This is a genomic window from Melittangium boletus DSM 14713 (assembly GCF_002305855.1).
GTDB classification, from domain to species: domain Bacteria; phylum Myxococcota; class Myxococcia; order Myxococcales; family Myxococcaceae; genus Cystobacter; species Cystobacter boletus.
The window spans coordinates 6,018,159-6,035,548 of sequence record NZ_CP022163.1; the positions used below are offsets into that span (position 1 = coordinate 6,018,159).

At 69.1% G+C, this 17,390-nt stretch carries 20 protein-coding genes; 12 read left to right on the forward strand and 8 right to left on the reverse strand.

Annotated elements, in window-relative coordinates; translation table 11 throughout:
• The first annotated feature begins 50 nt into the window (after nt 1-50).
• The gene (locus tag MEBOL_RS25235) at nt 51-968 is read left to right on the forward strand and encodes a hypothetical protein (protein ID WP_179956292.1); all 918 of its coding nucleotides are present in this window, start codon (nt 51-53) and stop codon (nt 966-968) included.
• Between the two features lie 52 nt (nt 969-1,020).
• On the opposite strand, the gene MEBOL_RS25240 is transcribed toward MEBOL_RS25235, so the two are convergent.
• On the reverse strand, nt 1,021-1,620 hold the full coding sequence (locus MEBOL_RS25240) for a hypothetical protein (protein WP_095979851.1): 600 nt from the start codon (nt 1,618-1,620) through the stop codon (nt 1,021-1,023).
• A gap of 3 nt (nt 1,621-1,623) precedes the next feature.
• The gene (locus MEBOL_RS25245; protein ID WP_095979852.1) at nt 1,624-2,187 is read right to left on the reverse strand and encodes a DUF4920 domain-containing protein; all 564 of its coding nucleotides are present in this window, start codon (nt 2,185-2,187) and stop codon (nt 1,624-1,626) included.
• A 67-nt stretch (nt 2,188-2,254) separates the two neighbouring features.
• Between MEBOL_RS25245 and MEBOL_RS25250 the strand changes: the two genes are divergently transcribed.
• Nucleotides 2,255-2,686: a DUF2752 domain-containing protein gene (locus MEBOL_RS25250; RefSeq protein ID WP_095979853.1), complete on the forward strand. Its 432-nt coding sequence runs from the start codon at nt 2,255-2,257 to the stop codon at nt 2,684-2,686.
• 8 nt (nt 2,687-2,694) lie between these two features.
• Nucleotides 2,695-3,276 carry a glycerol-3-phosphate 1-O-acyltransferase PlsY gene (gene plsY / locus MEBOL_RS25255; RefSeq protein ID WP_245918831.1) on the forward strand — a complete coding sequence of 194 codons (582 nt, stop codon included), beginning with the start codon at nt 2,695-2,697 and terminating at the stop codon, nt 3,274-3,276.
• On the opposite strand, the gene MEBOL_RS25260 is transcribed toward plsY, so the two are convergent.
• The 3 genes from MEBOL_RS25260 to MEBOL_RS25270 all read right to left on the reverse strand — a co-directional run bounded on the left by MEBOL_RS25260 (nt 3,199) and on the right by MEBOL_RS25270 (nt 7,951).
• Nucleotides 3,199-4,434: a THUMP domain-containing class I SAM-dependent RNA methyltransferase gene (locus MEBOL_RS25260; RefSeq protein ID WP_095979855.1), complete on the reverse strand. Its 1,236-nt coding sequence runs from the start codon at nt 4,432-4,434 to the stop codon at nt 3,199-3,201. The genes plsY and MEBOL_RS25260 overlap by 78 nt on opposite strands.
• A 49-nt stretch (nt 4,435-4,483) precedes the next feature.
• Nucleotides 4,484-4,765 (reverse strand): antibiotic biosynthesis monooxygenase family protein, encoded by a 282-nt coding sequence (locus MEBOL_RS25265; RefSeq protein ID WP_095979856.1) that lies wholly within the window; start codon nt 4,763-4,765, stop codon nt 4,484-4,486.
• 114 nt (nt 4,766-4,879) lie between these two features.
• Nucleotides 4,880-7,951 (reverse strand): DNA translocase FtsK, encoded by a 3,072-nt coding sequence (locus MEBOL_RS25270; RefSeq protein WP_095979857.1) that lies wholly within the window; start codon nt 7,949-7,951, stop codon nt 4,880-4,882.
• A gap of 185 nt (nt 7,952-8,136) precedes the next feature.
• Between MEBOL_RS25270 and MEBOL_RS25275 the strand changes: the two genes are divergently transcribed.
• The 5 genes from MEBOL_RS25275 (at nt 8,137) to MEBOL_RS25295 (ending at nt 12,318) form a co-directional block, all read left to right on the forward strand.
• Nucleotides 8,137-8,466 carry a TFIIB-type zinc ribbon-containing protein gene (locus MEBOL_RS25275; RefSeq protein ID WP_095982996.1) on the forward strand — a complete coding sequence of 110 codons (330 nt, stop codon included), beginning with the start codon at nt 8,137-8,139 and terminating at the stop codon, nt 8,464-8,466.
• 23 nt (nt 8,467-8,489) lie between these two features.
• On the forward strand, nt 8,490-8,777 hold the full coding sequence (gene gatC / locus MEBOL_RS25280) for an Asp-tRNA(Asn)/Glu-tRNA(Gln) amidotransferase subunit GatC (protein WP_095979858.1): 288 nt from the start codon (nt 8,490-8,492) through the stop codon (nt 8,775-8,777).
• Between the two features lie 4 nt (nt 8,778-8,781).
• Nucleotides 8,782-10,242 carry an Asp-tRNA(Asn)/Glu-tRNA(Gln) amidotransferase subunit GatA gene (gene gatA / locus MEBOL_RS25285; RefSeq protein WP_095979859.1) on the forward strand — a complete coding sequence of 487 codons (1,461 nt, stop codon included), beginning with the start codon at nt 8,782-8,784 and terminating at the stop codon, nt 10,240-10,242.
• A 17-nt stretch (nt 10,243-10,259) separates the two neighbouring features.
• Nucleotides 10,260-11,699 (forward strand): Asp-tRNA(Asn)/Glu-tRNA(Gln) amidotransferase subunit GatB, encoded by a 1,440-nt coding sequence (gatB, locus tag MEBOL_RS25290; RefSeq protein WP_095979860.1) that lies wholly within the window; start codon nt 10,260-10,262, stop codon nt 11,697-11,699.
• A gap of 70 nt (nt 11,700-11,769) precedes the next feature.
• Nucleotides 11,770-12,318 carry a hypothetical protein gene (locus MEBOL_RS25295; RefSeq protein WP_095979861.1) on the forward strand — a complete coding sequence of 183 codons (549 nt, stop codon included), beginning with the start codon at nt 11,770-11,772 and terminating at the stop codon, nt 12,316-12,318.
• Nucleotides 12,319-12,342: 24 nt separating this feature from the next.
• Here the strand turns inward: MEBOL_RS25295 and MEBOL_RS25300 are convergent, their stop codons facing one another.
• From MEBOL_RS25300 to MEBOL_RS25310, 3 genes are all read right to left on the reverse strand, one after another.
• Nucleotides 12,343-13,305: an isopenicillin N synthase family dioxygenase gene (locus MEBOL_RS25300; RefSeq protein WP_095979862.1), complete on the reverse strand. Its 963-nt coding sequence runs from the start codon at nt 13,303-13,305 to the stop codon at nt 12,343-12,345.
• A gap of 101 nt (nt 13,306-13,406) precedes the next feature.
• The gene (locus MEBOL_RS25305) at nt 13,407-13,787 is read right to left on the reverse strand and encodes a hypothetical protein (RefSeq protein ID WP_095979863.1); all 381 of its coding nucleotides are present in this window, start codon (nt 13,785-13,787) and stop codon (nt 13,407-13,409) included.
• 138 nt (nt 13,788-13,925) lie between these two features.
• Nucleotides 13,926-14,264: a hypothetical protein gene (locus MEBOL_RS25310; protein ID WP_157775460.1), complete on the reverse strand. Its 339-nt coding sequence runs from the start codon at nt 14,262-14,264 to the stop codon at nt 13,926-13,928.
• 238 nt (nt 14,265-14,502) lie between these two features.
• On the opposite strand from MEBOL_RS25310, the gene rplU reads away from it, so the two are divergent.
• The 4 genes from rplU to MEBOL_RS25330 all read left to right on the forward strand — a co-directional run bounded on the left by rplU (nt 14,503) and on the right by MEBOL_RS25330 (nt 17,314).
• A complete protein-coding gene (rplU, locus tag MEBOL_RS25315) occupies nt 14,503-14,811 on the forward strand; it encodes a 50S ribosomal protein L21 (protein ID WP_095979865.1) in 309 nt (102 codons plus the stop codon).
• A 58-nt stretch (nt 14,812-14,869) separates the two neighbouring features.
• Nucleotides 14,870-15,136 carry a 50S ribosomal protein L27 gene (gene rpmA / locus MEBOL_RS25320; protein ID WP_095979866.1) on the forward strand — a complete coding sequence of 89 codons (267 nt, stop codon included), beginning with the start codon at nt 14,870-14,872 and terminating at the stop codon, nt 15,134-15,136.
• Nucleotides 15,137-15,270: 134 nt separating this feature from the next.
• Nucleotides 15,271-16,620: a GTPase ObgE gene (obgE, locus tag MEBOL_RS25325; protein ID WP_095979867.1), complete on the forward strand. Its 1,350-nt coding sequence runs from the start codon at nt 15,271-15,273 to the stop codon at nt 16,618-16,620.
• 4 nt (nt 16,621-16,624) lie between these two features.
• A complete protein-coding gene (locus MEBOL_RS25330) occupies nt 16,625-17,314 on the forward strand; it encodes a TrmH family RNA methyltransferase (protein WP_095979868.1) in 690 nt (229 codons plus the stop codon).
• The last annotated feature ends 76 nt before the right edge of the window (nt 17,315-17,390 follow it).

Sequence of the window (17,390 nt, forward strand, 5' to 3'; positions counted from 1 at the left end):
TTAGAAGGCCACACGCGCCGTTTCAGGCGCCCAGGAGGCTTGCAGCGGCAGTGAGCACGGATCGCGTGGACAAGGCGTGGCAGCGCAAGGGACTCAAGGACTACTCGACGGAGGCCATCCTCGGCACGCTCGGGCACTATGGCATCCAGGTGAACGAGGCGGATTTCCGCCAGCTCGCCGAGTCGGTGTACCCCTCGGGGATCGCCGAGAAGTGGTTGCCGACGTGGAAGGGCACCGGCCAGTTCGCCCCGTTCCCCTTCGCCGCCGCGGGGGAGTTGTGGCGCCGCTGGCTGGACGGCCGGCTGGCCCCCTATGAATTCTCCGAGGCCCTCGCCCAGCTCATGGGGTCGCTCGGCCAGCTGCTCCAGGGCCAGAAGCAGGCCCCCGTGGCCCCCGCCTTCGAGCGGATCAACGAGGTGCGCAAGCGCGTGCCCGTCAACGACAAGGGCGAGCCCGAGGTGAATTTCATGCAGGAGGCCCTGCGCGTGTTCGACGAGCGCGCCGCCCGGGCGTTCGATGATCTCGCGGAGATGCTCGCCAAGGCCGGCCACTCCGAGTACGCCGATACCTTCGCCGACCTGGAGGAGTTCCTCCTGCCGGATCGCCGGGGCGTCTCCAAGCCCATCATCCGCGCCGCCAAGGGCGAGCGCGACGCGGCGCTCGAGGACCTGCAGAAGGTGGCCACGGACAGCGCCCGGACGCCGCTCTCGCGGGTGCTCGCGGTGGATGCCCTGCTGCACCTGGGCGCCAACGACAAGGTCGCCGCCGTAGGCCGCCCCCTCCTGGAGGAGGGCGAGCGCATCCAGGACTGGCACCTCGCCCTGGACATCGTCGCCCGCCTGGAGCACGCCTACAAGCAGCTGGGGGATCGCACCGCGCTCGCCGCCCTGGCCCAGGACCGCGCCCGCGTCGAGAAGGCGCACGACGAGGCCCACCCGGGCCACCGGCGTCACCAGCACTCGCACTGAGCCGGGCCCGCTTCATCCCCACCCGCGCGTCCGAGCGGGTGGGGGCCGTTCATCAGTAGGGCACGTCCTCCTCGGGAGGCTCCGGAGCGGATGCCGTCCCGGGGGAGGGTGCCGCCTCCGAGGCGGGCTCCTCCGCGCTTTCTCCCCGGCGGCGCAGGCGGATGACCTTCACCTCGGCCACCGCCTCCTGCACGTCCTTCACCGGCACCACCGCGCCCACCGTCGTGTAGCGGATGGCGCCCGTCTGCGTGAAGGTGTGCCGCAGCTCGTACGCCTTGGCCCTCGGCAGGAACCACTCGCGCACCGTCTTGAGCGGCAGCACGTGCAGCTCGCCCTGCACGAGGAACACGTACAGCATCAGGTCCGCGCCGCTGTAGAGGAAGCAGCCCGGGGTGTCCCGCTCCAGGTTGGACACCAGCTCGAAGAAGTAGCGCTTGCGGCGGGGCTGCCGATCGCCCTTCACCTCGATGCCGCGCACCTCGCCCGAGGGCAGCTCCCACAGGAGATCCACCCCGCGGTGCTGGAAGCGGGGGTCTTCCTGCACGTCGTGGATGCGCGAGCCCGGCTCGACGGATTGCAACCATTCACGGGCGTGCTGCACGGCGCGGTCGCCCACGCCCATCACGCCCCTCATGCTGAAGCCGCGTGCCATCGCTCAGCGGCGCAGTTCCACGCCGGAGGCCACGAGCTGCACCTCGCGCGGCTTGCCATCGCTGCCCCGGGGAACGATGGCGCCCTCGGCCTCGTAGTGCTTCGCCATGTCCTCGCTCAGCTCGGACACCTTCACCACGCCCTCCACCCGCGCCGCCGAGCCCGCCGCGTCCACCGGCACGAAGAAGCCGTAGTTCTTGAACGTCACGCGCACGCCCGCGCCCTTGTCGCTCGAGGCGAGCTCCATCCAGCAGCCCTTCTTCTGGCAGGCCTTGCGCACCTGGCCCTCCACCCGCACCGTCTGGCCGTCATGGGTCTGGGGTTTGGCCAGCAGCTCGGCGAGCGTCACGGGCGGGGCGCCCTTGAGGGCCTCGCCGCGCGTCAGGGTCCAGTTCTCGTGGGGCTTCTCGCCCGCGGCGGCCTCGTGGGGATGGGGGCACTCCGCCTGGACGGCGGGCTTCTCGGCGGGCTTCTGCGCGGACGCCTTCTGGGCGGCGGGCGGAGTCCCGGCGAGGGCCATGAGGGGGAGAGCGAACAGCGTCACCACGGTCGCGCGCGAGGTCTTCATCCCTCACGAATTAGCCTGAAGCCTTTAGGCGGGCAAGGCGCCCTCCTTCCTGGGTACACTCCTCAACGTGAAGGTTCATCTTCCCGCTCCCAATCGCACCCTTGGGGTGTCCGATCTGCTGGGCCTCGTGGGTCTCGTCGGGCTGCTCGTCGCCCGCTACATCCCCGTGGCCCGGATCATCCCCTTCTGGGGCTGTGCCTTCCGGGATCAGACCGGGTGGCCCTGCCTGGGTTGTGGCCTCACGCGCGTGGCGGACCGGGTGGCCCACTTCCAGTTCGCCAGCGCCTGGCACGTCAACCCGCTGGGCACCGTGGGCGCCTTCTTCTTCGCGCTGATGGTCGTCGTCACGGTGCTGCACCTCGTGTTCGCCATGCCCGTGCCCCGGTTCGAGCTGTCCGACACGGAATGGCAGCGGGTGCGCCTCGCGGCCATCGGGCTCATCCTCATCAACTACGCTTGGGTGGTGGTGGTGACGCGGTTCCCCTACCTGCTCACCTAGGTGCCCCCTTGTCCTCCGCCACGCTCCTCCTGCTGGGCTACCTCGCCGGCTCCATTCCCTTCGGCGTGCTGCTCACCCGGTGGGTGCGCGGCGTGGACGTGCGCCAGAGCGGCAGCGGCAACATCGGCGCCACCAACGTCACCCGCGTGGCCGGCAAGAAGCTGGGCGCCGTGGTGCTGCTGCTCGATGCCCTCAAGGGCTCGCTCGCCGTGGGCCTCGCCCTGTGGTTCGCGCCCGAGGAGCCCCGGATGCACGCCGCGGTGGGGCTCGCCGCCTTCCTCGGCCACGTCTACCCCGTGTGGCTCAAGCTGCACGGCGGCAAGGGCGTGGCCACCGCGCTCGGGGTGCTCGTCGTGCTCGTGCCCGTGGCGGCCCTCTCCGCGGCGCTCGTCTACGCGGGGCTCGTGGCCGCCTGGCGTGTGAGCTCCGTGGGCTCGCTGGCGGGCGGAGTGACGGCCGTCGTCCTCTCCGCCCTCACCGCTCCGGCCCCCGAGTACGCGGGGCTCGCCGTCCTACTCTTCGCCCTCATCCTCTGGACGCACCGGAGCAACATCCACCGGCTGCTGCGGCGCACCGAGCGGCGCTTCTGACGACCCCGGGCGGACGTAGAACGGCCGGTAGCCGAGCAGCGTGCACTCGATGGGGCCATTCCATAGCTGGCGGCGGCTGCTCGGACGCGCGTGGAAGGCGCTCTCGAAGGCCTCGTTGCCCGAGAGCACGAACAGCCTCCAGCCCTTCTGGGCGCGCAGGCTGTCGCCCAGCTTGAAGTAGAAGCTCTTCATGCCCTTCTGGCCCCCGGAGCCCAGGCGGTCTCCATAAGGGGGGTTGGTGAGCAGCAGGCCCGGGGGCTCGGGCAGGGGCGGCAGCTTCGTCGCGTCGCCTTCCGAGAGGACGATCTCCTCGGACAGCCGCGCCGCCTTCACGTTGCGCCGCGCCGCCTCCAGCGCCTCGGGATCCTTGTCGAAGCCGAGAATCGGCACGGCCACCTTGCGCTCGTGACGGCGGGCATCCGCGCGCATGTCCTCGAGCAGCTCCCGGGCGCGTGCTCCCAGGTGGGGCCATTTCTCCACGGCGAAGTCCCGGGCGATGCCGGGCGCGCGACGGCGGGCGATGAGGCCGCCCTCGATGAGCACCGTCCCCGAGCCGCACATGGGGTCCACCAGCGCCTCCTCGCCCGTGTAGCCCGCGGCGCGCAGCAGGGCCGCCGCCAGCGTCTCCTTCATGGGGGCCGCGGTGGGGCGCACCCGGTAGCCGCGCCGGTGCAGGGGCTCGCCGCACAGGTCCAGGGACAGCGACAGCTTCTCGCGCACCAGGTGGGCCACCACCCGCACGTCCGGATTGCGGGGATCCACGTCCGGCCGCGCGCCGCGCTTGTCGCGCATGCGGTCCACCACCGCGTCCTTCACCTTGAGCGCCACGAAGCCCGTGTGGCTGTGCTCGCTGTCCTTGAGCGTGGCCTCCACCGCGAAGGTCGTCTCCGGCGTCAGGTGCTCCTCCCAGGGGACGCTGGCCACGGCCTCGTACAGGCCCTCGGCGCCCCGGGCCTCGAACTCGCCCAGGGGGTAGAGCACGCGCATGGCGATGCGCGACCAGAGGCAGACCTTGAGCGCCTCGTCGAGCGAGGCCATGAAGCGCACCCCTCCGCGGTCCTGCCGGATGCGGCGCGCACCCAGCTCCTTGAGTTCGTCGGCGAGGAGTTCCTCGGTACCGCGGGCGGTGGTGGCGAAGAGCGCGAGACGTTCGGCCATGGGCACGGCCCTTAATGGATGTGGGCCCGGGGACAAAGGGGAAAGCCACTCAACGGGCCACCACCTCGTACAACGTGAAGGTGGCGTCCTGGCGGGCGCTCGCCGCCCGGGTCGCCTTGAAGTCCTCGGATTGGAAGTAGGCCTTCATGCACTCCCTGTCCCGCCAGCGCGTCACCAGCAGCAGCTCGGGCTCGGGTTCGAAGGAGCGCAGCACTTCCAGCCCCAGGAAGCCCTCGTACCGGTCCACCGTGCGCGAGCGCGAGCCGAAGGCGGCTTCCAGGTGCCGGGCCTCCTCCGCGGAGACGCGGAAACGATTGATGGTGACGAGCATGTCCAGATGACTCTGGACGGGCCCCGGGGCGCTGGCAACCCCATGGAAGCGGCCCGCTCAGGGGTGGTGCGCACCCCCCTTCACCGGGCTTTGACGGACGGGTGTGCCACCACCTCACATCGCGCCGGTGCCCATCTCTCCGACTCCCCGGATGAGCACTTCGCGGGGCTTGGCGCCGTCGGCCGGGCCCACCACGCCCTCGCGCTCCATGCGCTCGATCATCCGCGCCGAGCGGTTGTAGCCGATGCGCATCTTGCGCTGGAGCATGGAGATGGAGACGGCCTTCATCTCGCTGACGGTGGCGAGCGCCTGATCGTACAGCTCGTCGGACAGGTCGTCCTCCTCGCCGCCGCCGCCCTCGCCGTCCTCGTCGCGCGGCTTGAGGATGGACTCGTCGTAGACGGGCTTGCCCTGGGCCTTGAGGTGGTCCACCGCGCCCTTGATTTCGTTCTCCGACACGAAGGCGCCGTGCACGCGCTGCAGGTGCGCGCTCGTGGGAGGCATGATGAGCATGTCGCCCATGCCGAGCAGGGCCTCGGCGCCCACCGTGCCCAGGATGGTCATCGAGTCGGGCTTGGAGCGCAGCATGAAGCTGATGCGCGTGGGGAAGTTGGCCTTGATGATGCCGGTGACGACGTCCGTGGACGGGCGCTGCGTGGCCACCATCAGGTGGATGCCGGCGGCGCGCGCCATCTGCGCCAGGCGCGCCACGTACGTTTCCACCTCGCGGCTGGCCACCATCATCAGGTCCGCCAGCTCATCGATGATGACCACGATGTAGGGCAGCTTCTTCCACTCCTTCTTCTCCTCGGGAGTGGAGGACTCGTCCGAGGCCTCGAGCGCGGCGTCCACCGCGTCGTCCATGCCGTCCTCGTCGTCGCCCTCGTCCGCGGCGAGCGCGGGCTCGGAGGACTCGTCGGACAGGGGCTCGGGCAGGGCCTCGCGCACGTCCTCGTCGTCGTAGCGGGGCGCGGCGACACCGGGGCCGTCGTTGCCGGAGGAGGGCTCCTCGATGACGGCGTCCTCCGGGGTGGCCACGTCCACCACGAGCACCTTCTTGGGCTTCTTGGGCGCGCTGGCCTTCTTCGGCGCTTCCCCGGCGGGCTTGGCGGCGCGCTCGGCCTCGGACGTCTCCACGAACTTGTTGAAGCCGGCGATGTTGCGCACGCCCGCCTCGGACAGCATCTGGTAGCGCCGCTCCATCTCCTCCACGGCCCAGCGCAGCGCGAGCGCCGCCTTCTTGGGATCCGTCACCACGGGCAAGAGCAGGTGCGGGATGCCCTCGTACACGGAGAGCTCCAGCATCTTCGGGTCCACCATGATGAAGCGCACCTCCTCGGGCGTGGACTTGAGGAGGATGCTCATGATCATGGAGTTGACGGCCACGGACTTACCCGAGCCGGTGGTACCCGCGATGAGCAGGTGGGGCGCCTTGGCCAGGTCGAAGACGTACGGCATGCCCTCGATGTCCTTGCCCACGCACATGGTGAGCTTGCTGCCGGCCTTCTGGAAGACGTCCTGCTCGGCGATCTCCTTGAGGTAGACGGTCTCGCGGTCGCGGTTGGGCACCTCGATGCCGACCACGCCCTTGCCGGGGATGGGCGCCACGATGCGCACGCGCATGGCCTCCATGGCCATGGCGAGGTCGTCCTGGAGCGCGGCGATCTTGCTCACCTTGATGCCGGGCCCCGGGAGGAACTCGTACATGGTGACCACGGGGCCGGGGCGGATCTCCACCACCTCGCCGGTGATGCCGAAGTCGGCGAGCTTGGCGCGCAGCTTCTCCGCGGTGGTGAGGAAGGCGTCCTTGTCGAGCGCCGAGCGCTCCTTCTTCTCGATGGAGAGCACGTCCAGCGGGGGCAGCGAGAAGCTGGTGCGGCCGCCCACGAACTGGAACTCGTGGTCCCTCTTCTTGGCGACGACGGCGGTGGGCTTGGGCGGGGCCTTGGGCTCCACGATGAGCGGAGTGCGCGCCGCGAGGGCGGACGGGGGCGCCGGGATGATGGCCGCGGGGGCCGGCGGGGCCTGGGGCTCGGGAGCGGAGTCGATGGGCTCCTCGGCCAGGCCGGTGACGATTTGCGGCGCCTTGCCGCGCTTGCCCTTGGGGGCCTCGGCGGGCGGCGGGAGCTGGAGCTGGGGCGCGGCGGTGGCGGCGCCCGAGGGAGCCAGGAAGGAGGCCCACACGGGATCCGCGCCGGGCGCGGGGCGCGCGGGGGCGGCGGGCGGCGTGACGATGACGGGGGTGGAGGCGGGCAGCTCGGGATTCCTGCGGGCCTCGCGAGCGGCCTCCTTGGCCTCCTTGGCGGCCTTCTTCGCGAGCGCGACGCGCTCCTTCTCCTCCTGGCGGGCCAGGCGCAGGGCCTCCTCGGCCATGGCCTCGGCCTCGGCGGCCTCGGCCTCGGCGACGAGCTGCTCGGCCTCGTCGAGCGCCGCCTCCTCTTCCTCGAGCTGCGCGAGGAATGCGTCCTCCTCCTCCTGCTCCTGGGCGGCGATCGCCTTGCGCTCCTGATAGGCCTGCTTCTGCTGCTCCCAGAAGACGAGGGCGGAGGCCTCCAGCCGTTTGGCGAGCACGCACGCCCCGTCCCACGCGAGCGAGCACAGCTTGAGGAAGGTGTACTGGGTGCCGACGATGAGCGCGGCGGCGCACACGGTGGTCACGAGGATGATGGTGCCCACGGTGGAGAAGAGCCCCACGAGCATGCCACCCAGGGTGGAGCCCACGAGTCCGCCGGGGGGGTGGGCCTGTCCGGGCTGGTTGCCGATGAAGAGCTGGGCGAGCACGGCGCCGCTCAGGGTGAGCAGCACGAAGGCCACCATCTGGGGCCAGCGCCGCCGCTCGCGGCTGCCCACGAAGACGACCATGGCGGCGTAGAAGCCACACAGGGGCAGCAGGTAGGCCCAGACGCCGAGCATTCCGCGCAGGCTCTCGGCGACGAGGTGTCCCATGGGGCCCACCGCGTTCTGGAAGCCGGGGCCCTTGCGATCCTTGATGCTGTAGGTGGCCACCGACACCAGGGACAGCACCGAGGCCGCCAGGAGCACCAACCCGATGAGGGCCTTGCGGCCCGGGCCGGCCTCCTCGCCGCCGTTGCGCTTGGCCTTCTTCTCCGCGAGGGCCTTGCGGCGCGTGGCGATTTCCTGCCGAGACAGGACCGTCTTCTCCGCCCTGGCCGTCCGTTCCGCCATGACTTGCTCTCACTCCCCTGTAGCGGCCTGTAGCAGCCGTTGGGCGGAGTGTAGGGAGGGCAAGGGGCCGGTCAATTTTCCGGCGGGCCGTCCGGGGGCTTCACCCACCACTTTGGGGCGCCGCTCCGGGACGGAGCATGTATCTTGCCCTGTATACCGTCACGTTGGACCCGGAGCCATTCTTCATGTCCCACCTTGAGAAGCCGTCGAACCCCGAAGAGGCCTACTTCCAGCAGGAAGAAATCGAGAAGAAGCGCAAGCTGGCCTACGAGCAGAATCAGCGGCTGGCGGCTCAGCAGCGCGAGGAGCTCAGGGCCCTGCACCACATGAAGTGCCCCCGGTGTGGCCTGGACCTGCAGCCCATCAAGCGGGGCGAGGTGGAGATCGACACCTGCTTCAACTGCCATGGCATCTTCCTGGACGCGGGCGAGCTCGAGGCGCTGCAGAAGCAGATGGCGCACGAGAAGGACGGCACGTGGATGGGCGCGGTGCTCAACCTGTTCAAGAACAAGTAGTCCCGGAAGGGAGCCGTCGGCCCATGAAGCTCTCCGTCGAGCAGGTCCGCCACGTGGCCACCCTGGCCCGCTTGTCGCTGTCGTCCTCGGAGGAGGAGCGCTATGCCGAGCAGCTCTCCGCCATCCTCGACGCGGTGGCGCAGTTGCAGGAGTTGGACGTGAGCGGCGTGGAGCCCACGTCCCATGCCTCGCTCGCCTCCGCGCTCCTGCGAGAGGACGCGCCCAAGCCTTCCCTGACGCCGGATCAGGCCCTGGCCAACGCACCGGCGCGGGGTGGCACCAGCTTCGCCGTCCCGAAGATCCTGGAGTGATGCCATGCGGTTGACCGACCTCACCCTGCTGGAGTTGGCGGAGAAGCTCGCCTCGGGGCAGACGAGCTCCGTGGAGGCGACGCGGGCGTGTCTGGCGCGCATCGCCCAGGTGGACGGGAAGGTGAAGGCCTTCCTGCGCCTGGACGAACGGGGCGCGCTGGCGGCCGCCGAGGCGAGCGACGCGCGCCGGGCCTCGGGCACGCACCTGGGCCCGCTGGATGGCGTGCCGGTGGCCGTCAAGGACATCTTCCTCACCGAGGGCGTGGAGACCACGTGCGCCTCGCGCGTGCTCCAGGGCTTCATTCCGCCCTACGACGCCACGGTGGTGGCACTGCTGAAACAGGCGGGCATGCCCATTGTCGGCAAGCTCAACCAGGACGAGTTCGCGATGGGCTCGTCCAACGAATCGAGCGCCTACGGCCCGTGCCACAACCCGTGGGACCTCGAGCGCACGCCGGGAGGCTCCTCGGGAGGCTCGGCGGCGGCGCTGGCGGCGCGCGAGGTGTTCGGCACGCTGGGCACGGACACGGGCGGCTCCATCCGCCAGCCCGCGGCGCTCACCAACACGGTGGGGCTCAAACCCACCTATGGGCGCGTGTCGCGCTATGGCGTCATCGCCTACGCCTCGTCCCTGGACGCGCCGGGCCCCATGGGGCGCACGGTGGGCGACGTGGCGGCGCTGCTGCAGGTGCTCGCGCGGCATGATCCGCTCGACTCCACGTCGGCGGCGGTGGACGTGCCGGACTACCGGGCGGACCTGGAAGGCGGCGTGGCGGGGCTCAAGCTCGGCGTGCCGCGCGAGTACTTCGTCGAGGGCATGGACCCGGAAGTCGAGGCGGCGGTGCGCGCGGCGCTCGCGGCCTACGAGCGGCTGGGCGCCACGCTGGTGGATGTGTCCCTGCCGCACACGAAGTACGCGCTGGCGACGTACTACCTGCTGGCCCCGGCGGAGGCCTCGAGCAACCTGGCCCGCTACGATGGCGTGCGCTACGGCTTCCGGGCGCGCGAGAGCAAGGGGCTCAAGGAGCTGTACGGCCAGACGCGCGACCAGGGCTTCGGGCCCGAGGTGAAGCGCCGCGTCATGCTGGGCACGTACGCGCTGTCGGCGGGCTACTACGACGCCTACTACATCCGGGCGCAGAAGGTGCGCACGCTCATCCGCGAGGACTTCACGCGGGCCTTCTCCCAGGTGGACGCCATCCTGACGCCCACCTCGCCCGTGCCGGCCTTCAAGCTGGGCGAGAAGGTGGATGACCCGCTGTCCATGTACCTCATGGACGTGTGCACGCTGCCGTGCAACCTGGCGGGGCTGCCCGGTCTGTCCCTGCCGTGTGGTTTCACCCGCGCGGGCCTGCCGGTGGGGTTGCAGCTCATGGGCCGGCCGTTCGACGAGGCGAAGCTGCTACGGATCGCCCGGGCGTTCGAGCGGGAGCACGACTTCACGCGCCGCCTGGCCCCCATCTGACGAGACACGGAGACGCCATGTCGCTGAGCGATTTCCAGCCGGTCATCGGGCTCGAGGTTCATGCCCAGATGCTGACCCATACGAAGCTCTTCTGTGGCTGTTCCACCGCGTTCGGCGCGGCGCCCAACCACCACACCTGCCCGGTGTGCCTGGGCATGCCCGGGGTGCTGCCGGTGCTCAACACGCGCGTGGTGGAGTACGCCATCCGCCTGGGCCTGGCGCTCGGCTGCACGGTGAAGAAGACGAGCGTGTGGAGCCGGAAGAACTACTTCTATCCGGACATGCCCAAGGGCTATCAGATCACCCAGTTCGATCAGCCCATCTGCGAGTGGGGCCAGCTCTCGGTGGACACCGCCGAGGGCGACAAGACGATCCGCGTGCGCCGCATCCACATGGAGGAGGACGCGGGCAAGAGCGTGCACGACGCCTCGGCGAGCGAGACGCTGGTGGACCTGAACCGCGCGGGCGTGCCGCTCCTGGAGATCGTGAGCGAGCCGGACCTGCGCAGCGCGGACGAGGCGGTGGACTACCTCAAGGCGTTGCGCGACGTGCTGGTGTACCTGGGCGTGAACGACGGGAACATGGAGGAGGGCTCGTTCCGCTGTGACGCCAACGTGTCGGTGATGCGCAAGGGCGCCACCGCGTATGGCCAGCGGGTGGAGCTCAAGAACATCAACTCGTTCCGCTTCGTGAAGCAGGCGATCGACTACGAGATCGCGCGGCAGGTGGACCTGATCGAGTCAGGCGGGAAGATCGACCAGGAGACGCGGCTGTACGACCCGAACCGGGGCGAGACGCGCTCGATGCGCTCGAAGGAGGAGGCGCATGATTACCGCTACTTCCCGGAGCCGGACCTGCCGCCCCTGCACGTGACGGACGCGCAGCTCGACGAGGCGGCCCGGACCCTGCCGGAGCTGCCCCGGGCGAAGGTGTCGCGCTTCATGAGCCAGTACGGCCTGCCGGCGTATGACGCGAAGATCCTCTGCGCGGAGCGCCCGCTGGCGGACTACTTCGAGGCGGTGGCGCAGCACCACACGGACTACAAGCGGCTGTCGAACTGGTGCCTCGGCGAACTGTTGCGGCTGCTCAAGGACGAGGGCGGGAGCGTCACCACGCTGCGCTTCTCCACGGTGCACTTCGCGAACCTGCTCGGAGCGGTGGAGAAGGGGACCATCTCGGCGAACGCGGGCAAGGACGTGTTCGGGGAGATGTTCCGCACGGGCAAGGAGCCGGAGGCCATCATCGAGGAGAAGGGCCTCGCGCAGGTGAGCGACACCGGGGCCATCGAGGCGGTGGTGGACGACATCCTCGCGAAGAACGCGGACGCGGTGGAGAAGTACCGGGCGGGCAAGAAGCAGATGTACGGCTTCTTCGTGGGCCAGGTGATGAAGGCCATGAAGGGCAAGGGCAACCCTGGCCTGGTGAACGACCTGCTCAAGAAGAAGCTCGGCGAGTAGTCGGCCTGCCCTCCAATCGGGGAGGCGGGCCGGGCCGGAGGCCGTTTCCGCCGGTGCCTACCCTTGAGGCATGGAAACGAAACCCACCTTCGACAAGAAGACCCCTCGTGAAGCCGCGTTCGTCCCCGCCTCCGTGCGCGAGCGTCACAAGGGGCTGATGGACACGAGCGCGGCGGCGGGGATTCCCGCCATGCCCCTGCTGGGCGTCCTGCCCTTGCGCCGGCTCATCCCCCAGGATCTGCACTCGGTGCTGGACTATCAGGGCGCGCTCAGCGTGCTGGGAGCGGGACTGATGGCGGGCCCGGGGTTGGCCCGGCTCGCGGGAGTGTCGCTGGGGCTCAAGGGCCTGGGCGTGTCGTTGCTCACCGACTACCGGTTGAGCCTGCGCAAGTTCATCCCCATCGAGGTGCACGAGGTCATCGACTACGTGTGGAGCCTGGGCGTCATCGCCGCGCCCTTCCTGCTGGGCTACTCGCGCCGGAACCGGTGGGCCACGCGGGTGAATCTCTTCGTGGGCGTGACGACCCTCCTCGGCTCGCTCTTCACGGACTACCGGGCGCAGCGCGGCGTGCAGTGGGGCCGCGGCGCGGTGACGGACCTGGGTCCCGTGGGCGCCTGACAGTGCCCGTCACCCCGCGGAGGGCTACTTGATGAGGCCGATCTCCCGCAGTCGCTGCTTCAGGAAGGCGTCGGCGGTGATGGGGGGCTCGCCCGGCTTGTCGGGCGTGACGGTGCCGGGCAGCGGCGCGAGCACGCACTCCGGATAGGGGTGCACGAAGAAGGGCATGGAGTAGCGCGTGTTGTCCTCGGCGAGCGAGGGCGGGTTGACCACGCGGTGGGTGGTGGCGGGGATGACGCCGTTGGTGATGCGGCTGAGCATGTCTCCCGAGTCCACGACGATCTGCCCGCGCAGCGTGTCCACGGGGATCCACTCGCCATCGCGGGTGAGGATCTCCAGGCCGGACGCGGTGCCCTCGCACAGGAGGGTGATGAGGTTGATGTCCTCGTGCTCGGCGGCGCGCACGGCGCCGGGGACGAACTTGTCCTTGAGGGGCGGGTAGTGGATGACGCGCAGCACGGAGGTGCCGTCCTCGGCCATGTCGCTGAACGTGTTGCGCGCGATGCCGAAGTACTCGGCGATGGCCTGGAGCATCACGGAGGCCGCGTCGTCGAGCGCGTTGAAGAGGGCGAGCGTATGGGTGCGGAAGGAGGGGACCTCCTCGGGCCACACGTTATGGGCGGCGGTGGAGGGCCGGCGCGGGTGGCCCTCGGGCAGGTCGCGCCCCACGTGCCAGAACTCCTTCAGGTCGCCCACGGTGCGATTCTTCGCGTGCTCGCGGCCGAAGGGGGTGTAGCCGCGCTGCCCACCGAACTCGGGCACGTGGTAGCGGTGCTTCACCGCGTCGCCCTGGCGGAAGAAGGCCTCCACGTCCGCGTAGGTGCGGCGGATGAGTCCATCCTCGATGCCGTGGCCTTCGACGGAGACGAAGCCGAATTCCTGGAGGGCTTCTCCGAACACGCGCACGAAGCGGGCGCGCTCCTCGGAGTTGCCCGAGCGGTAGTGGGACAGATTGACGAGGGGGATGCGGCGAGGAGCTCGGGACATGGCCCGCTCACTCTAGCCGCTCCACGGGTGGGACGTGAACACCACCCGGGAGACGAACGACAGCCGGCGGTTGCTGGCCCGGCTGCCTCGACAGCGAGGAACTACTGGACGGTGCCGCTCAACGCCGTCAAACACGCCTCGCTGACTCCGGCCAGACCGATGTAACAGCCGAAGATGCTCGACTGGAACGCCGTCTCATTGGCCGCCGTGCACTGAGGCAGATCGTTCAGGCAATCCATGGCCTTCTCGATGAGCTCCCGATCGGCGTCCGTGCAGCCCTTCTCGACGGCCTCGTTGCACTGATTGATCTGGGCCTCGGTAGGCGAGACGTCGCTGGGGATGGTGTCGTCCGGGTCGTTGGAGGGGCACGTCTCCCCCTTCTTGGCGACCGACTCGAAGGTGTCCGCGATGTCCTCACACAGATTGCCGCAACCCGTCAGCGCCATGGCGGCCACGGCGATCACTCCATACATCTTCTTCATTTGTGAACTTCCCCCTCGGTCTGCTTCACGCGTGTCGTGAAGAGCGGCGCGCACTCTAGTGGCCCGTGCACTGATTGCTAACGGACATTCCGTTTGGATCGTCTCGGACCCGGAGACTTCATTTGGGCCGTTTCACTCTCAGAAAAGAGCGGCCTCACACACGTTGCTGGGGGCGTGCTCATCGCAGCGGATCATCTCCTGGAGGAAGGCGGCCTCCTGCTCCGGTGCACAGGTGTCCAGGCGCTCGTAGCACTCCAGCTGGGCCTGGAGCTGATCCTGATCCTCCGTGCCACACGCTTCGAACTGGACCTCGCAATGCGCCTCGTTGAACGCGGGCAGGGGCGCTTGTTCCAGGCAGGGCCGGGCCTTCTGATCCGCCGCCGAGTAGGCGTCCGCGAGCTGGGCGCACAGCGTATTCCGGCACCCGCCGAGACCCACCGCCGCCAGGCAGGCCAGCATCCATGCGGACTTCCCCATCGGAACGGCTCCTGGGTTGAATTGGAGGAGACAAAGGAGGGCGATCATCCTACCCTTCCTGGAAACCGGCGGGGTCTCCGTCGGGGAGCGATGTGCGCCCCCCGCGCCATCTGCCTTGACTCCCCAGGGCTTCTCCCGTAGATCGGGCCCCCTTTGCATCGTAGGGCGGGTTTGTCCGTCCGACATGCTCGCCGGTATTCCACGGGTTGGTTAGACCCGGACAACCAGGGGTTCAACGATGTACGCAGTCATTCGCACGGGCGGCAAGCAGTACCGCGTGGCCGAGGGCGACGTGCTCCGGATCGAGAAGGTCACGGGCGACGTCGGTACCGAGGTGACCTTCAACGACATCCTGCTGCTCGGTGGGTCCGACAGCCCGAAGATCGGGCAGCCGACCGTGTCGGGCGCGAAGGTCGTGGGCAAGATCCTCGCCCAGGACAAGCACCGCAAGGTGCTGCACTTCCGCAAGGAGAAGGAGGGCTGGACGCGCCGCCGTGGCCACCGTCAGCCCTACACCGAGGTCAAGGTTACCTCCATCTCCGGCTAGTCCGGACCCACTTCCCGGAGCGCCGTGTGGCGCGCCGGCAGTCTCAGGAATCGGTGTCATGGCACATAAAAAGGGACAGGGTTCTTCTCGCAACGGTCGCGACTCCAACCCGCAGTACCGGGGTGTGAAGGTGTACGCGGGCGAGACCGTGAGCGCGGGCAGCATCCTCGTGCGTCAGCTCGGTACGGTCATCCACCCCGGCAGCAACGTGAAGCTCGGGCGTGACTACACGCTCTACTCCACGGTCGACGGCGTGGTGAAGTACGAGCGTCAGGGACGGGACCGCAAGAAGGTGTCCGTCTATCCGGCTCAGGCGAGCGCCTGATCCAGGCGTCGTCTGAGTGAAGGGAGCCTGGGAGTCACGGGCTCCCGGGTTGCCTCGCGAGCGGGTCGCTCCCGGTCCACACGCCCTCGGCGTTGGACGTGGAGGCGGCCCGTTCCGCGTTTCGAGGGTCTGGGATGAAATTCGTTGATGAAGTCCGCATCCAGGTGAAGGCCGGAGATGGCGGCAATGGCGCCGTGGCCTTCCGCCGGGAGAAGTACATCGACCGGGGTGGCCCCAACGGCGGGGATGGCGGCAATGGAGGCTCGGTCATCTTCGTGGCCGATCCCCAGCTGACGACGCTGTTGGACTACCGCTACCAGCAGCACCACCGGGCCAGGAACGGTGAAGGCGGGATGGGCAATGACTGCAACGGCCGCTCGGCGGAGGATTTGATCCTCCGGGTGCCCGTGGGCACGCTCCTGCGCGACGAGGGGACCGGCGAGGTGTTGGCGGACCTGAGCGAGGCGGGCCAGCAGGTGGTGGCGTGCAAGGGCGGCCGGGGTGGCCTGGGCAACATGAACTTCGCCACGTCCACGCGGCAGACGCCGCGCTTCGCCCAGGACGGCACTCCCGGCGAGGAGCGCATGCTGCGGCTGGAGCTCAAGCTGTTGGCCGACGTGGGCCTGTTGGGCTTTCCCAACGCGGGCAAGAGCACGCTCATCTCCATCGTGAGCCGGGCCCGGCCGAAGATCGCCAACTATCCGTTCACGACGCTCGTCCCCAACCTGGGCCTCGTCCAGTACAAGGATGGGTTGTCCTTCGTGATGGCGGACATCCCCGGGCTCATCGAGGGTGCCAGCGAGGGCGTGGGTCTGGGCCACCAGTTCCTGCGGCACGTGGAGCGCTGCAAGGTGCTCGTGCACCTGTTGGACATGGGCACGGAGACGGAGGATCGCGAGCCGCTGCGTGACTTCGACACCCTGAACCAGGAACTGCACAAGTACAGCGAGGAGCTGTCGCAGAAGCCCCAGGTGGTCGCCCTCAACAAGCTGGACCTGCCGCATGCCCAGGAACGGCTGGAGCCAGTGACGCGGGCCCTGCGCGAGCGGGGCATCGCCGTGTTTCCGGTCTCGTGCGCCACGGGTCTGGGGATGCAGCCGCTGCTGGACGCGGTGGCCGAGGTACTCTTCACCGGGCGCACGGACAAGCTGCGGGTGGAGCCGCCGCCCACCAAGGCTCGGGTGGCGAAGAAGGCCGCTCCGGCTCGCGGAACGGGCAAGGCTCCGGCGAAGAAGGCGGCCGTGAAGAAGGCACCCGCCAAGAAGGCCCCGGCGGAGAAGGCCGCCGCGAAGAAGGTGCCCGCCAAGAAGGCCGCCGCGAAGAAGACTTCGGCCAGGAAGGCCCCGGCGAAGAAGGCGGCCGTGAAGAAGGTGCCCGCCAAGAAGGCCGCCGCGAAGAAGACTTCGGCCAGGAAGGTCGCGAAGAAGGCTCCAGCGAAGAAGGCGGCCGCGAAGAAGAGCCCGGCGCGCCGCCGGAGGTCCTGAGGCGATGGCGGGCGGCGGTCCTGGTTACGAGAAGCAGGAGAAGGCTCCGATGGATCCGGAATCGCTCCTGCTCGACGTACGCAGGGAGAAGATCGACAGGGTCATCTCCCAGCGCACGCGCACCTTCACGATCGTGTTGGATCGGCTGGAGGACAGCTTCAACATGGCCGCGGTGATGCGCACCTGCGAGGCCAACGGCCTCCAGGAAGTGCACGTCATCGTCAATCCGGCGGCGCCCTTCATGCCCAACTCCCGGGTGGGGCAGGGGTGCGACAAGTGGCTCGACGTGAAGCTCTACAAGGACTTCGCCTCGTGCCGGGAGCATCTCAAGTCGCGGGGCTTTTCCCTGTACGCCTCCGCGATCCGCGAGGATGCCCAGAGCCTGTACTCCCTGCGCTTCGACTCGAAGATCGCGCTCATCTTCGGCAACGAGCGTGACGGCGTGAGCCAGGAGGTGCTGGATGGCTCGGATGGGACCTTCTGGATTCCCATGCGGGGCTTCAGCCAGAGCCTGAACATCTCCGCCGCCGCCTCGGCCTGCGTCACCCGGGCCATTTCCTGGCGCGAGGAGCACCTGGGCCGTGTAGGGGATTTGACGGAGGCCGAAGCCCAGGTCCTGCGCGAGCGCTTCTATATGCTCGCCGTGAAACAGCGGCGGCGGATCTTCAAGAAATCGGCTCCCGCCCAGCCTTGAATGCCCGGCCCGGGCGGCCCGTCCGCAGGACAGATGGAACACACGGGCCCACCGCCCGCCAGGAGAGAGAGCTCAC

What these genes read in the sequence shown, in the direction of transcription:
- MEBOL_RS25240 (WP_095979851.1), bottom strand. Translation starts at nt 1,620, where the DNA reads ATGGCACGCGGCTTCAGCATGAGGGGCGTGATGGGCGTGGGCGACCGC.
- MEBOL_RS25245 (WP_095979852.1), bottom strand. Translation starts at nt 2,187, where the DNA reads ATGAAGACCTCGCGCGCGACCGTGGTGACGCTGTTCGCTCTCCCCCTC.
- MEBOL_RS25260 (WP_095979855.1), bottom strand. Translation starts at nt 4,434, where the DNA reads ATGGCCGAACGTCTCGCGCTCTTCGCCACCACCGCCCGCGGTACCGAG.
- MEBOL_RS25265 (WP_095979856.1), bottom strand. Translation starts at nt 4,765, where the DNA reads ATGCTCGTCACCATCAATCGTTTCCGCGTCTCCGCGGAGGAGGCCCGG.
- MEBOL_RS25270 (WP_095979857.1), bottom strand. Translation starts at nt 7,951, where the DNA reads ATGGCGGAACGGACGGCCAGGGCGGAGAAGACGGTCCTGTCTCGGCAG.
- MEBOL_RS25275 (WP_095982996.1), top strand. Translation starts at nt 8,137, where the DNA reads ATGTCCCACCTTGAGAAGCCGTCGAACCCCGAAGAGGCCTACTTCCAG.
- gatC (WP_095979858.1), top strand. Translation starts at nt 8,490, where the DNA reads ATGAAGCTCTCCGTCGAGCAGGTCCGCCACGTGGCCACCCTGGCCCGC.
- gatA (WP_095979859.1), top strand. Translation starts at nt 8,782, where the DNA reads ATGCGGTTGACCGACCTCACCCTGCTGGAGTTGGCGGAGAAGCTCGCC.
- gatB (WP_095979860.1), top strand. Translation starts at nt 10,260, where the DNA reads ATGTCGCTGAGCGATTTCCAGCCGGTCATCGGGCTCGAGGTTCATGCC.
- MEBOL_RS25295 (WP_095979861.1), top strand. Translation starts at nt 11,770, where the DNA reads ATGGAAACGAAACCCACCTTCGACAAGAAGACCCCTCGTGAAGCCGCG.
- MEBOL_RS25300 (WP_095979862.1), bottom strand. Translation starts at nt 13,305, where the DNA reads ATGTCCCGAGCTCCTCGCCGCATCCCCCTCGTCAATCTGTCCCACTAC.
- MEBOL_RS25305 (WP_095979863.1), bottom strand. Translation starts at nt 13,787, where the DNA reads ATGAAGAAGATGTATGGAGTGATCGCCGTGGCCGCCATGGCGCTGACG.
- MEBOL_RS25310 (WP_157775460.1), bottom strand. Translation starts at nt 14,264, where the DNA reads ATGGGGAAGTCCGCATGGATGCTGGCCTGCCTGGCGGCGGTGGGTCTC.
- rplU (WP_095979865.1), top strand. Translation starts at nt 14,503, where the DNA reads ATGTACGCAGTCATTCGCACGGGCGGCAAGCAGTACCGCGTGGCCGAG.
- rpmA (WP_095979866.1), top strand. Translation starts at nt 14,870, where the DNA reads ATGGCACATAAAAAGGGACAGGGTTCTTCTCGCAACGGTCGCGACTCC.
- obgE (WP_095979867.1), top strand. Translation starts at nt 15,271, where the DNA reads ATGAAATTCGTTGATGAAGTCCGCATCCAGGTGAAGGCCGGAGATGGC.
- MEBOL_RS25330 (WP_095979868.1), top strand. Translation starts at nt 16,625, where the DNA reads ATGGCGGGCGGCGGTCCTGGTTACGAGAAGCAGGAGAAGGCTCCGATG.